This is a genomic window from Sandaracinus amylolyticus, from assembly GCF_021631985.1.
Taxonomy (GTDB): Bacteria; Myxococcota_A; Polyangia; order Polyangiales; family Sandaracinaceae; genus Sandaracinus; species Sandaracinus amylolyticus_A.
Genome location: NZ_CP070225.1, coordinates 8,160,859 through 8,174,529 on the forward strand (window position 1 = coordinate 8,160,859; position 13,671 = coordinate 8,174,529).

Consider the following 13,671-nt stretch of genomic DNA (forward strand, 5'->3'; position numbering starts at 1 on the left):
GCGGCCCCCCGCGTGGGGGCTGCGAGCCTCTCGATGCGATGCGCGCTCGCGGAGCGCCCGAGCCTCGCGGCCCGGGCGCCCTCCTCGGCTCACCGGCCGACGCGCGCTCGGTACACGTCGCCGTTGATGCGGGTGTTGGTGCGGAAGTCGATCCACGCGATCGCCGCGCCCACGAACGGCGTGTCGCTGTCGACGCGCGCGATCGACGGATAGTCGGCCTCGCCGCCGCCCGCGCCACCGTTGCTGTCGATCACCGGATCGGCGACCTGCCACGACGCGCCCGCGTCGATGCTCACCGCGGCGCGCACCCGGCGGTACGTGCTCGCGCCGTTCGCGTCGTTCACGTACGCGACGATCACACGATCACCGCCCGCGAACGTGATCGCCGGCGAGTCGTTCACGCCGGGCACCGCGACGCCGCCCGTCGCGTGCGACGCGCGCACCGGCGTGCCCCACGTCGCGCCGCTGTCGGTCGAGCGCGCGAAGAAGATCTGCGTGCCGTCGCGGGTGTCGACCCACGCGACGAACAAGCGATCGTCGGTCGCGCTCGCGGCAGCGGGATCGATCGCGAGCGTCGCCATCGTGCTGCTCGAGATCTCGCTGCTCGGATCGTCGAGGATGCGCTCGGCCGCCCAGCTCGCGCCGTTGTCGATGCTGCGCGAGAACATGATGTCCGAGCCACCGCCGGCCGCGGTCGCGACGTCGGTCCACGTGACGTACACGCGGTCGCCGTCGCTCACGATGCGCAGATCGTCGCTCGCGCGCGTGTTCGTGGTGTCGCCGTCGAGGCGGCGTTCGTTCGCGGCGAGCGCGGTGTTGAGCGTGCCCGCGGACGCGGTGGGATCGTCGATCCACGTCGCGTAGACGTCGAAGGTCGTGCGGCTCGGGCTCGCCGAGACACGCAGCTCGCGCCACGCGAGCACCATGCGTCCCGTCGACGTCACCGCGACGACCGGCTCACCCGCGTTGGGCGTCGCGCCGGTGTTGCGCGACGCGATGCGGACGGTCGTCCACGTCGCGCCGCTGTCGATCGTCGCCGAGTAGACGACGTTGCGGGCCAGCGTGGTCGTGTCGAGGCGCTCCCACGCGACCACTGCGCGCGCGCCGTCCGTGCTCGTCGCGACCGACTGCTTGAAGTTGTCGGTGTCCGCGAGCGTGCTCAGCGCGACCTGGGTACCGAACGACGTGCCGCTGTTGGTCGAGGTCCGGACGTACGTGTGCCGGACCGGCGGGTCTCCGGTCACGATCTGGAACGTGAGGTACACGACGTCGTTCGATCCGTTGCGGCCTACCGCGAGGCGCGGCGCGACCGCGCGATCGCTGGTGAAGTCGGTGAGATCGACCGGCGTCGAGAACGAGGCCCCGCCGTCGGTCGAGCGCGAGAAGTAGATGTCCGCCCGGTCCGAGCCGTTCCGCTTGTCCACCCAGACCGCGTAGACGTGGCGACCGAGCGGCGATCCACCCGCCACCACCTGCACCTCGAACGAGTGGTACTGACCGGCGTTGCCGGGATCGATGCGGAGCTCGCCGCCCGCGGTGAGGCAGCCTTCCGCCGTGTCGTTCAGGCCGTCGCAGTCGGTGTCGAGGGCATCGCCGCAGCGATCGACCGTGTTCACGACCTGTCCCGCGCACACCGCCTCGAACGCGCCGAAGCGGCAGGTCTGGGTGCCGGCGCGGCAGGTGCCGACGCCCGCCGTGCCCGCGGTGCCGCTGTAGCAGCTCCGCGTCAGCGCCCCGCCGCTCGCGCCCTCGTCGGTGCGACCGTCGCAGTCGTCGTCGAGCGAGTCGCAGCTCTCGCTCGCCGCGGGCGTGACCTGTCCGGTGCACGCACCGCCGAACGATCCCGCGGTGCACGCCTGGGTGCCGCCGCGACAGACGCCGACGCCGTTCGTGCCCGCGGCGCCGGTGTAACAAGCGCGCGTGACGCCCTCGTCGATGCGACCATCGCAGTCCTCGTCGGTGTTGGTGCAGGTCTCGCCCGCAGGCACGACCTGTCCCGCGCACGTGCCGAACGTACCCGCCGAGCACACCTGCGTGCCGCCGCGGCAGAGGCCCACGCCGCTCGTGCCCGCGGGGCCCGTGTAGCAGCTCTGCGAGAGCATCTCGTCGACGGTGCCGTCGCAGTCGTCGTCCTGGCTGTCGCAGACCTCGGTGCTCGCCGACGCGCCGCCCGAGCACACGAGCGAGCCGCTCGAGCACACGAGCGAGCCCGGCACGCACGCGCCGATCGACGAGCCGCACGATCCACCGACGTCGACCGGATCGTCGTCGACCACGCCGTCGCAGTCGTCGTCGCGGCTGTTGCACGTCTCGAGCGTCGCGCCGACGCTGCCCGCGCACACGAGCCGCCCGTCGGTGCACGCGATCGCGCCGCGCACGCACTCGCCGGTGTCGGTGCCGCACGCGTCGCCGAGCGTCGGATCGGTCGGCATGTCGTCGATCGTTCCGTCGCAGTCGTCGTCGAGCCCGTTGCAGATCTCGGCGACCGGACCGACCGCGCGCACGCAGCCGAGGGTGCCGCTGCTGCAGGTCGAGAAGCCCGCCGTGCAGGTGCCGACCGCGGGCGCGCACACGCGGCCGACGTCGACCGGCGAGTCGTCCGATGCGCCGTCACAGTCGTTGTCGAGTCCGTCGCAGGTCTCGAGCGTCGGCTCGGGCGCGCCCACGCAGCGCAGCGTCGCGCCCACGCACGTGAGGGTGCCGGTGCTCGTGCACACGCCGGTCGCGGTGCCGCCCGGCGCGCGGTTGCACGCGCCGCCCGAGTCGGTGGTCGGACCGTCGACGCGACCGTTGCAGTCGTTGTCGAGGCCGTCGCAGATCTCGGTGGGATCGGTGGTCGGCGTGCACGGGTACTCGCACCCGTTGAGCTGCACGCCGTCGCGATCGCTGAAGCCCGGGGTGCAGTCGGTCATCGGGTCGAAGCCGCACACGCCGGTGTTGCAGCGCGGCGTCGCGTTCGGGAACGTGCACACGCGACCGCAGCGACCGCAGTTGTTCGGATCGGTGTCGAGGCCGAAGCCCTCGTCGGTGCGGGTGTCGCAGTCGTTGTCGAGACCGTCGCAGACCTCGGCGCCCGTCGGCGTGCACTCGAACTCGCAGCCGTCGAACTGCACGCCGTTCTGATCGATGTAGCCGGTCTCGCAGCCGGTCGCGGGATCGAACTCGCACGTGCCCATGTCGCACGTCGCGGTGCTCACGCGGAAGAACGTGCAGTTCTGCCCGCAGCGACCGCAGTTCGTCTCGTCGTTCTGGAAGTCGAACGTCTCGTCGACGTCGCCGTCGCAGTCGTTGTCGATGGTGTCGCAGGCCTCGACCCCGCCGTTGCTCGAGAAGCAGCGGTACTCGCAGCCGTCGGTGTCCTCGAAGGGACCGCCGATGTCGCCGTTGACGTCGACGAAGCCGTCGAAGCACTCGAGGAGCTCGCACGCACCCTCGGTGCACTGGGTCTGCGCGCCGGTGCGCTCGCACGTGGTCGAGCAGTCGCCGCAGTGCCGCGAGTCGCTCGTGAGGTCGATGCCCTCGTCGATCAGACCGTCGCAGTCGTCGTCGGTCTCGTTGCACTCCTCGGTCGCGCCGACGACACAGCCGTCGGGACGACCCGGGCCTCCGTCGTTGCCGCCGTCGACGCGCGCGTCCTCACCGGGGCCGCCGTCGAGCGCCGCGCCGCCGTCGCAGTTCGCGACGCAGTAGGGCTCGACCTCGCAGCCGCCGAGCACGAGCGCCGCGATCGTGAGCACGACGCCAGCGCCACCGGTCGCACTGCGAGTGCCGCGGTGGGACTGGCGGCGACGCCGCGCGATCACGATCCCCACGATGCCGAGCGCGATCCACGCGAGCGCGCCGCTCGCGCTGCCGGTGCCCGCACCGCTCGCGCTGCACATGCCGCCGCCGCCGGCCGCGAGCACCTCGCGCGGCCCGCTGCCGGTGCCCGCGTCCATGCCGCCGGTGCCCGCGTCGACCTCGAAGTCGCCCGGCGCGTAGCACTCGCCGAGACGGCAGATCTCGCCCTCGCCGGGGCACGTCACGTTGCGGCACGGATCGTCGACGCACTCACCGCGCGTCGGATCACACACCTCGCCGGTGTCACAGCCGAGCGAGCCGCAGGGATCGTCGACGCACGCGCCGCTCACGCAGACCTGGCCCGCGCCGCACGGTGCGTTGCAGCCCGTCGTCTCGCACTCACCGCCGCGACACACCTCGTTCGCGCCGCAGCGCACGCCCGCGCAGCTGCCCACGCACTCGCCGGCGCGGCAGAACTCACCGGCGCCGCAGCTCACGCCCGCGCAGGGATCGTCGACACACTCGCCCGCCGCGCAGATCTGCGCGTCGGTGCAGAGGTAGGGCAGGAAGATGCAGTTGTTGCCGACGCACGCGCCGTCGGTACGACGGCACACGTTCGGCGCGTCGCACGTGACGGTGTCGCACGCGGGCACGCAGCCGCCCTCGACGCACACGTTCTTGGTTCCGTCGGGGCCCGGCTCGCACGTCACGTCGAAGCACTCGTCGGGCACGCAGTAGTGCTCGACGCAGATCTCGCCGCTCGGGCAGCGCTCGCCGAACTCCGTCATCTGGCAGGGCACGCTGCAGCGCCCGCCGACGCACACGCCGCCCTCGCAGAGATCGCCCTCGTCGATGCTGCCGTTGCAGTCGTCGTCGATGCCGTTGCACACCTCGGTGCCGGGGAGCACGCCGCCCACGCACTGGAGCGTGCCCGCGATGCAGCGGAGCTCGCCCTCCTCGCAGACGCCCTCGCCCATCCCGCACACGCCGCCTTCGTCGCTCGGGTCGTCGTCGATGACGGTGTCGCAGTCGTCGTCGATGCCGTTGCAGACCTCGGGCGTGCCCGTGGTCGCGCCCTCGCAGACCGGCGCGCCCGAGACGCACACCGTGATGCCCGGCGTGCACGTGCCCATCGCGGAGCCGCACACGCGGCCGACGTCGATCGGATCTTCGTCGGTGGTGCCGTCGCAGTCGTCGTCGTCGCCGTTGCAGACCTCGACGTTCGGCTCGGTCGCGCCCGCGCACACGAGCCCGCCCGCGACGCAGATCGTGCTGCCGAGATCGCACACGCCGACGTCGGTGGTGCCGCACGTCGATCCGACGTCGCTCGGATCTTCGTCGGTGATCGCGTCGCAGTCGTCGTCGAGCGAGTTGCAGCGCTCGGTGCCGGGACCGACCGCGCCCTGGCAGCGCAGCATGCCGCCGACGCACGCCTGGGTGCCCGCGGTGCACTCGCCGGTGTCGTCACCGCAGCTCGCGCCGACGTCGGTCGGCATGTCGTCGTTGCTGCCGTCGCAGTCGTTGTCGCGACCGTCGCAGATCTCCGGGGTCGGTCCGATCCCGCCCACGCAGGTCGGCGCGGCCGCGAGACAGCGCAGGCGACCGGGCTCGCACTCGCCGGTGCTCTCACCGCACGAGCCGAGATCCGTCAGGCCCTCGTCGACGCGCGTGTCGCAGTCGTCGTCGAGCCCGTTGCAGATCTCGGGCATCGAGCCGTCGTCGGATCCGCCGGGCGCGGTCGAGCAGCGCGTGCCGCTGTCGCCCGCGCACTCGAGCACGCCGGGCCCGCACACGCCGGGCGCGACGCACGCCTCGCCGAGGCGGAAGGTCTCGTCGGTCGCGCCGTCGCAGTCGTCGTCGAGCGCGTTGCAGCGCTCGGCCCGACCGGGGATCGGCGTCGCGTTGCAGACCGGCGCGCCCATGCTGCAGATCGTCGCGCCGTTGCTGCGGCACAGGCCGACGCCGGTGCTGCACGCGACGCCGACGTCGGTCGGCGCGTCGTCCACCGCGCCGTCGCAGTCGTCGTCCGCGCCGTTGCAGAGCTCGGCGTTGGTCGCCGTCGCGTCGCTGCAGCGCAGGCCCGAGGCGCCCGCGCAGGTGGTCACGCCCTCGTTGCAGAGATCGCCGTCGGCGCCGTCGCACGCGACGCCCACGCCCGGCACGTTCTCGTCGGTGCGGGTGTCGCAGTCGTCGTCCGCGCCATTGCAGAGCTCGCCGTTCGCGCCGGTCGCGTCGGTGCACGTGAGGGTGCCCGAGGTGCATGCGAACACGCCCTCGTTGCAGAGGTCCGCGTCGGTGCCGTCGCACGCGACGCCGGTGCCCGCCGCGCCGTTGTCGATCGTGCCGTCGCAGTTGTCGTCGAGGTTGTTGCACTGCTCGGCGCTCGGCCCGCGCGTCGAGCGACAGATCAGCGCGCCCGTGACGCACGCGGTGACGCCGGTGCGGCACACGCCACGCTGCGCGCCGCCCTCGCACGTCATCGAGACGTTGTCGCAGGTGCACGCGACGTCGTCGTCGGAGAGCGAGGGGTCGTTCGCGTCGACCAGGCCGTCGCAGTCGTCGTCGCGCCCGTTGCAGATCTCGACGCCTGGCGAGCAGGGCGGGGTGAGCCCCGTGACCTGCATGGCCATGTCCTCGTAGTCGTTGTCGCCGCCGCGGAAGAGGTCTTCGAAGCCGAAGTAGAAGCGGTTCGCGGTGATGCGCGACTGGTAGACGAGGTGATGGACGAAGTCGCCGTCGTTGTTGAAGTCGCGCTGGGTGTAGTACGCGCGACCGAAGAGCGAGCGCCCGTCGCTCCCGTTGTGGAAGTCGCCGCAGGCGTCGTTGTCGGTGCTCGGGTTGCCCTCGGGCGTGATCAGGTAGAACGCGATGTAGCCGCCGCGGTAGCGCCCCGCCGTGCGCTCCGCCGCGAAGTCGACGCTCACGCTCGTGCCCGGCTCCGCGCCGGTGACGTAGCCGGGGACCTCGTTCGCGTGCGTCGACGCGGGCACGGTGCAGCCCATGATCGGGCGCAGGTTCGCGACCACCGTCGGATCGTCGCCGACGTTGTAGTAGCCGAAGCTGTTCTCGTAACCGGCACCTTCGGCGATGTCGACGAACACGACTGGGTTGCTCGTGCTCGGCAGGAAGATCTCGGGCAGCTGCGCTGCGTCGATCACCGCGTGGATCGCCGTCGCCGCTGGAGGCGCGACGCCCTCGTACGAGCTCAGCGCGGTCTGCAGCGCATTGCCGACGGGGACGATGGTCCCGTCGACCTGCACGACTGTCGCGCGTGCGTCGGTGGCGATGAAGGAAGCGGCGAGGGCGGCAATGAAGAGAAGGGGAGCAACACGTCGAGTACGGCGCGCGCGCATAAGCCTCCGGCAGGCGTCATCGCCGCGGCCCGGGGGGACGGGCGGCCGCAGCGGACTCGTCCAGAATCGCTGTGATCAGCGCGCGAAGTAAATAGGGATCATCCCCGATCCCGGGAATAGATGATCCGCGGCCGAATTTCCGAGGGAAGCGGGAGGAGAAGGCAGACCGCCCACCCCCTCCTCGGGACGGGAAGGCTCTCCTCAGAGCAACTTGTGCGAGCGCACCCGGCCCGCCGCGCCGGTCATCCCGATCGTGACGTCCGCGCCTTCGCGGTCGAGCTCGACCTCGGCGCGTCGTCCGTTCTGGCAGAGCTCGGCCGGGGCCTCGATCAGCTCGATCGTGTCGCCCTCGTCGGTCACGAGCGCCCACACGCCGCCCTCGATGCCCAGCTTGCGGATCGTGCCCTTCACTCGTCGTGTCGCGCCCACGCTCGCCTCCTGCTGCTCTTCCCGTGCGTGAGCCCGGGACGTGCTCCATCAAGAGCGGCGCGGCTTGACACCCCCGAGCGCGCGCGGGTTGATCGGAGCGATGAGGCAGATCCATAGGCTGACCGAGCCGCGCGCGCTAGCCCTGCAGCTCGACGAGCTGGGTTGGAGCGCCGCGCGCCACGACGACCGCACCTTCCGCTGCGTGCACGACACCAGCGAGGGCGAGCTCGTGGTGTTCGTGCGGCTCGATCAGAACTGGCTCATCGCGTCGGTCGTCCCGTTCCTCCGCACCCGCGGCGACAACTCGTTCGAGCTCTCGCGGTGGCTGCTGCGGATGAACCGCGACATGTACCAGACGAAGTTCGCGTACGACGAGGACGGCGACGTCGTGCTCACCGTCGAGCTGCCCACCGAGTCCCTCGACGCGAGCGAGATCCGCACCGCGCTCTCCGATCTGTTGCAGCACGCGATCCGTCACCGTCGAACGCTGCGCGAGGCGAGCACCTGAGCTACATCTCGCCGCCTCGTCCACCACGACGACGGCGGAGGTGGCGGTGAGGATCGAAGCCGACAGCGTCCTGCCCTTCTCGCGCGAGCGTGTGTTCCGCGCCTATCGAGACGAGCTCCCCGACTTCACGGCGTACCTGCCGAACGTGCGCGCGATCGAGGTGAAGTCGCGCAAGGACGAAGGCGCGATCGCGACGCTGCACAACGTGTGGCACGGCGGCGGTGACATCCCCGCGCCCATCGTGAAGGTGATCGGCGGCGAGAGCCTCTCGTGGGACGACTTCGCGAAGTGGGATCAGGGCGCGTGGACGTGCGAGTGGAACATCCGCACCAGCGTGTTCACCGAGGCCGTGAGCTGCAGCGGCAAGAACACGTTCATCGAGCTCGGCGGAGATCGCACGCGCCTCGAGATCGCCGGTGACATCTCGATCGACGTGAAGAAGGTGAAGGGCATCCCGTCGTTCCTCGCGGGCTCGATCGGCAAGACGGTCGAGAACTTCCTCGTGAAGCAGATCACCGCGAACCTGACGAGCGTGAGCGACGCCCTCACGAAGTACCTGCAGAGCAAGGGCTGACGGACGCGCGCGAGCGGGGGGAGCGCTCGCGCGTGACGTTTCGTATCAGGGGTCGGGCGGAGACTGGACAGACTGTTAGAATCGCGGCTGGGGGGAGTACATTGCTGGCACGTCAACCGTTCGTCGCGGTGGCGGTCGCCGACGAGCCGCGCATTGCGTCCGCGGTGGTCTCGGGCGTCCGTCGAACGCTGATCGACCTCGGGCAGTGGCCTCGCGTCCGCGCGCGTGCGATCGCGCGCATGCCGAAGGTCCGTGCGTGGATCGACAGCGCGCTCTCCGACGCGTGGTGCCCGGTCGAGTACCACCTCGTGATCCTCGAGGCGGTCGCCGCGGAGTACGGCGACGACGGGATCGCGGCGTTCGGTCGCGCGCGCTTGCTCGACAACATGAGCGGCGGCGTGCTCTCGCCGATCCTTCGGAGCTGGATGCGCTCGTACGGCAGCGCGCCCGGTCATCTGCTGCGCGTGGCGCCGCACGTCTGGCGCGCGGTGACGCGTGATCTCGGTCGTCTGATGGTGGTCGAGATGGGCGAGCGCGCGGCGCGGTTCCGGATGGAGGACATGCCCGACGAAGCGCGGCGCTGCATCGCGTGGCATCGCTTCCTCGAGGGCTACGGGGTCGCGCTGCTCGAAGCGGGCTCGTACCAGGGCGCGCACGTCGAGATCGCGCTCGGTGAGGTGCCGAGACAGCTCGACGGACTGGTCCGCTGGTAGTCGGCTCGCGTTCGACTCGTCTCGAGATCCCTGCGCGGGCTCTGACCCCCTCCGCCCCACCCTTTCGGGGCTCGAGAGTCCGTCGGGTGGTCGTCGGGCACGAGCGCGGCCGGTGGGCATGCTCGATCGTGTCGGTCCCCCGCTGTACTGGCCTCGGGGTCAGGGCTTCTCGGCGTCGGGCTCGTGCTCGGGCGATCGGGCGGCGCGGCGCGGCGCGTCGTCGGCGCGGCGGGTGTCTTCGGCGGGCTCGGCGCGCAGGCGGGTCAGGCGCTGCTTGATGCGGGCTTCGATGCCGATGTCCTTGGGCTCGTAGAAGCGCGCGCCGATCAGGGCTTCGGGCAGATAGGTCTCGCCCTCCGCGTGGCCGCCTTCGGCGTGCGGATAGCGGTAGCCCTGACCGTAGCCCCACGCCTTCATGTGCTTGGTCGCCGCGTTGCGCAGCTTCATGGGCACCGGCAGCGGGCCGTGCTGCTTCACCGCGTCCTGCGCGCGCTGCCACGCTTCGTAGCTCGCGTTGCTCTTCACCGTGCTCGCGAGGTACGTGCAGCACTGTGCGAGCGGATGGAGGCCCTCGGGCATGCCGAGACGACGGAACGCCGCGTCCGCGGCGACCGCGATCTGAAGCGCGTTGGGGTCCGCGTTGCCGACGTCCTCGCTCGCGAAGATGATCAGGCGACGCATCACGAAGAGCGGATCTTCGCCCGCCTCGAGCATGCGCATCATCCAGTAGATCGCAGCGTCGGGATCGCTGCCGCGCATCGACTTGATGAACGCCGAGACGACGTTGTAGTGCTCCTCGCCGCTCTTGTCGTAGAGCAGCGTGCGCGACGCGAGCGCTTGCTCCACGGCCTCGCGATCGAGCGCGACGCTCCGCGCGATCGCGTCGTTCGCCGCGAGCTCGAGCACGTCGAGCGCGCGACGCGCATCGCCCTGCGCCATCTCCGCGATCATGCCGAGCGCCTCGGTGTCCACGGTGAGCGCGAGCTTGCCGAGGCCGTGCTCGCGATCGCTCATCGCGCGCTCGAGCAGCGCGCGCAGATCGCTCGGCTCGTGGGGCTCGAGGCGGAACACACGCGCACGTGAGAGCAGCGCGGCGTTCACCGCGAAGCTCGGGTTCTCGGTGGTCGCGCCGATCAGCACGACCGCGCCGCGCTCGACGTGGGGCAGCAGCGCGTCCTGCTGCGCCTTGTTCCAGCGGTGGATCTCGTCGACGAAGAGGATCGTGCGCGTGCCGTGCAGGCGCTTCCGCTCCGCGGCCTCCGCGAGGATCTTCCGCAGCTCGGGCACGCCGCTCATCACCGCGCTGAACGGGACGAACACCGCCTTCGTCTCCGCGGCGACGGCGCGCGCGAGCGTGGTCTTCCCGGTGCCGGGCGGGCCCCAGACGATCATCGACGGGATCCGGTCCTGCTGGATCGCGCGACGGAGCAGCGAGCCCTCGGCCACGAGATGGCGCTGTCCGACCATGTCGGTGAGACGACGCGGCCGCATGCGATCGGAGAGCGGTGCGCCCTCGCGGTCGCGATCTTCCTTGTGGTCGAACAGGTCCATCGACTGCGCTGCTTCTACTACGCAAGGGATGCAGAGCGCGGGACGCAGAGTGCGTACCCGGGTACGCGGATCCAACGCGAACCATGACACGGCTGTCGGACCGTCGCGCCCCACCCGTGCGCGCAGGTCGCGAGCGAGATCGAGAACTTTCGCGTGGGGCGTGCGTCGGAAGCGATCGATTCGTGGCTCGTGGCACCTCGGTTGCAGAAAACCGGTGCAACACAAGGGAGGCGTCGATGACGACCCGCAACGTCCTCGAGATGATCTTCGAGTATCAGCTCCTCCGGGCGAAGCAGGATCGTCTGGAGGTCCCGCTCGACGACGACGAGCGCGCGCGCCTCTTCGGGCTCGGGCGCTTGCTGACCGGCGACGGCACGCCGAGCCCGCGCACGATGCCGCGGCTGCCGTTCCCGAAGACGGTGAGCTTCACGATGCCGGGCGGCTTCGAGTCCGGCGAGGTGAAGAACCTGAGCGGCACCGGTCTCGCGATCGCGACGGCGCGCCCGCCGGTGATCGGTGCGCGCGTGATCGTGCGTCTGCTCGATGAAGCGGCGGGCTGCGAGTACTTCTTCCCGTGCCGCGTGATCTGGGCGCGACGCGCGAACCTCCCGGGCATGGGCCTGGTGTTCGACGGAGTGCCGACGCGCAACGAGTACCTCGCCGAGGAGAGCACGGGCGTGTGGCGACGCGCGATGCGCATGGGTGACCCGCCCCGCGAAGCGAACGTCGCGTAGCGCTCGGGCCGCTCGGCCTTCTGCGCTGCGCGCACGAGGGCTGCTCGGCCTGCGTTCGACGTTTGTCTCGAGATCCCTGCGCCGGCGGCGGGCTTCACGGCGGTGCATGCGAAGGGGGCTCTGCCCCCTCCGCCCCACCCCCTTCGGGGCTCGAGTGTCCGTCGCGTGGGCTCGATCGTGTCGGTCCCCCGCGGTGCGGGGGCCCCTAGCCGACACTTCGGTGGTTGCCGAGGACGGTGTCGGCGCGCCTCGACGCGCGGGCTGGTACGGGAAGTACGGCTTGGCGTGCGCGGCTCCGATGGAGCACCCCGCGAGCGGTAGGATCACGCGATGGACGATGCGAGGTTTTGGGCGATCATCGATGCATCGCGACGCGGTTGCGACCATCGCAGCGCTGACGAAGCTCGGTGGCAGCCAGCGGTGCTCGAGAGATTGCTCCGCGCGCTGACGCCCGACGACATCGAGGCGTTCGCGCTCATCTTCGAGGCGCTCCACGCGCGCGCGTATCGATGGGACCTCTGGCACGCGGCCTACGTCATCGCGGGCGGGTGCAGCGATGATGGGTTCGCCGACTTCCGGTCGGGCCTGATCGGGCTCGGGCGCGAGGTCTTCGAGGACGCACTGCGCGATCCGCTCACGCTCGCGCGGTTGCCCCGCGACACGGAGCTCTCGCAGGAGGGGATGCGCTACGCGGCGAGGAGAGCTTACGAGGGACTCACCGGCAGGCATCTCGCGGTGGATGTCGTGCACGCCATCGAGCCCGCAGGCGGGCAGCTGGACGAGGAGGTGTTCCTCCGGAAGTACGCGGAGCTCGAGCGCCGGCTCGACCCGCGGTGATGCGTGCGAAACGGCGGGGCGACGGGCGCGCCCGTCCTGCTATTTCTCGGGCGTGTCCAAACCAGCTCGGTTCGTTGGGTTGCTCTTGGTGGTTCTCTCGTCGTTCGCGGCGAATGCTCGCGCGCAAGAGTGCGCCGAGGGTCGGGTGGCCAGCGAGCAGACCGCCGGGCGCTGTTGCTGGCCGGGGCAGGCGTGGGACGCGGCGAATGCGCGATGCTCCGGGCCGCCGTCGTGTCCCCATGGGCTCGTCGCCGAAGGCGACGCGTGCGTGGCGGCGATGCGGCGCCGCGGAGGTGTCTACGAGCTCGACGCACCCGCTGCGAACGCACCGAGCGCCTGGGGCGAGGAGCCCGGCGGACGAACTCCGGATGACGCTTCCCTGCGCCGCCTCTCCGTGCATCGCAGCGACGGCGGGCTCATCGCCGGCGGCGCGATCACGTTCGGGCTCGCCTATCTCGTGACCGGGGTCATCGGCACGATCGACGCCACCGCCGGCCGGAGCGTCGGGCTGTTCACGTGGCTGCCGCTCGCCGGACCCGTCCTCTGGGCCGCCGGCATGGGCGATGCCGTCGAGTGGGTCCTCGGATCGACCAGCGCGGCGCTCCAGACGCTCGGTCTCGTGCTGCTGATCGCCGGCGCCGCCGGGCACGACGTCGAGATCGATGCGTCGGAGGCGCTGGTCCTGCCTGGCGCACCGGGCGCCGACGTCGGCGCGACGCTGCACGTGCGCTTCTGAGCGCTACGGATTTCGTAGCGCTGCTGCGCGCACCACGCGGGTGCCGCCTGCGAGCACGTCGTGTCGGCCCTGGCGCAGCGGGCTCTTTCGGATCGTCACGACGATCGCGATCCACGCCGCGAGCGCGAGGATCGGGCCGAGGAACGGGATCGCGCCGAGCACGGTGAAGGCTTCGCGCGTGAGCGCCTGCTTCATCGTGACGCGTTCGCCCTCGGGGCCGACGACGCGCAGGCCGAGCGCGAGCTTGCCGAGGGTCGCGCCCACCAGCGCGTCGAGCAGCGCGAAGTACGCGAGCACGAGCAGCGCGCCCGCGATCAGCCAGTCGAAGCCGAACCCCATGAGCTGACCGAGCCCGACGTTCATCGCGACCACGATCGCGACGTCGATCGCGCGCGCAGCGAGACGAACGGGGAGCTCGGCGGGAACGAGCGAGTCGGCAGCCACGTGAACCTCCGG

10 protein-coding genes are annotated in these 13,671 nt (G+C 71.1%); 6 read left to right on the forward strand and 4 right to left on the reverse strand.

Translation table 11 applies throughout. From position 1 onward, the window contains the following. Positions 1–89 precede the first annotated feature (89 nt). Both I5071_RS34540 and I5071_RS34545 read right to left on the reverse strand, forming a co-directional pair. Positions 90–7,040, reverse strand: coding sequence for a MopE-related protein (locus I5071_RS34540; RefSeq protein ID WP_236517592.1), 6,951 nt, complete (start codon positions 7,038–7,040; stop codon positions 90–92). Positions 7,041–7,334: 294 nt separating this feature from the next. Next, entirely contained in the window at positions 7,335–7,562 is a 228-nt protein-coding gene (locus tag I5071_RS34545; RefSeq protein ID WP_236517593.1) for a hypothetical protein, read from the reverse strand. A gap of 100 nt (positions 7,563–7,662) precedes the next feature. Between I5071_RS34545 and I5071_RS34550 the strand changes: the two genes are divergently transcribed. The 3 genes from I5071_RS34550 (at position 7,663) to I5071_RS34560 (ending at position 9,357) form a co-directional block, all read left to right on the forward strand. Further along, on the forward strand, positions 7,663–8,070 hold the full coding sequence (locus I5071_RS34550) for a YbjN domain-containing protein (RefSeq protein WP_236517594.1): 408 nt from the start codon (positions 7,663–7,665) through the stop codon (positions 8,068–8,070). A 46-nt stretch (positions 8,071–8,116) separates the two neighbouring features. Beyond that, positions 8,117–8,644, forward strand: a complete 528-nt coding sequence (locus I5071_RS34555; RefSeq protein ID WP_236517595.1) for a hypothetical protein — start codon at positions 8,117–8,119, stop codon at positions 8,642–8,644. Between the two features lie 239 nt (positions 8,645–8,883). Beyond that, positions 8,884–9,357 (forward strand): hypothetical protein, encoded by a 474-nt coding sequence (locus I5071_RS34560; protein WP_236517596.1) that lies wholly within the window; start codon positions 8,884–8,886, stop codon positions 9,355–9,357. Between the two features lie 159 nt (positions 9,358–9,516). Here the strand turns inward: I5071_RS34560 and I5071_RS34565 are convergent, their stop codons facing one another. Next, entirely contained in the window at positions 9,517–10,908 is a 1,392-nt protein-coding gene (locus tag I5071_RS34565; protein ID WP_236517598.1) for a replication-associated recombination protein A, read from the reverse strand. A gap of 236 nt (positions 10,909–11,144) precedes the next feature. On the opposite strand from I5071_RS34565, the gene I5071_RS34570 reads away from it, so the two are divergent. The 3 genes from I5071_RS34570 to I5071_RS34580 all read left to right on the forward strand — a co-directional run bounded on the left by I5071_RS34570 (position 11,145) and on the right by I5071_RS34580 (position 13,215). Next, a complete protein-coding gene (locus I5071_RS34570; RefSeq protein ID WP_236517599.1) occupies positions 11,145–11,642 on the forward strand; it encodes a PilZ domain-containing protein in 498 nt (165 codons plus the stop codon). A 330-nt stretch (positions 11,643–11,972) separates the two neighbouring features. Then, positions 11,973–12,479 (forward strand): DUF4240 domain-containing protein, encoded by a 507-nt coding sequence (locus I5071_RS34575; protein WP_236517601.1) that lies wholly within the window; start codon positions 11,973–11,975, stop codon positions 12,477–12,479. Between the two features lie 394 nt (positions 12,480–12,873). Further along, the gene (locus tag I5071_RS34580; RefSeq protein WP_236517603.1) at positions 12,874–13,215 is read left to right on the forward strand and encodes a hypothetical protein; all 342 of its coding nucleotides are present in this window, start codon (positions 12,874–12,876) and stop codon (positions 13,213–13,215) included. Positions 13,216–13,218: 3 nt separating this feature from the next. On the opposite strand, the gene I5071_RS34585 is transcribed toward I5071_RS34580, so the two are convergent. Continuing rightward, positions 13,219–13,659, reverse strand: coding sequence for an RDD family protein (locus I5071_RS34585; protein WP_236517604.1), 441 nt, complete (start codon positions 13,657–13,659; stop codon positions 13,219–13,221). Positions 13,660–13,671: the final 12 nt, after the last annotated feature.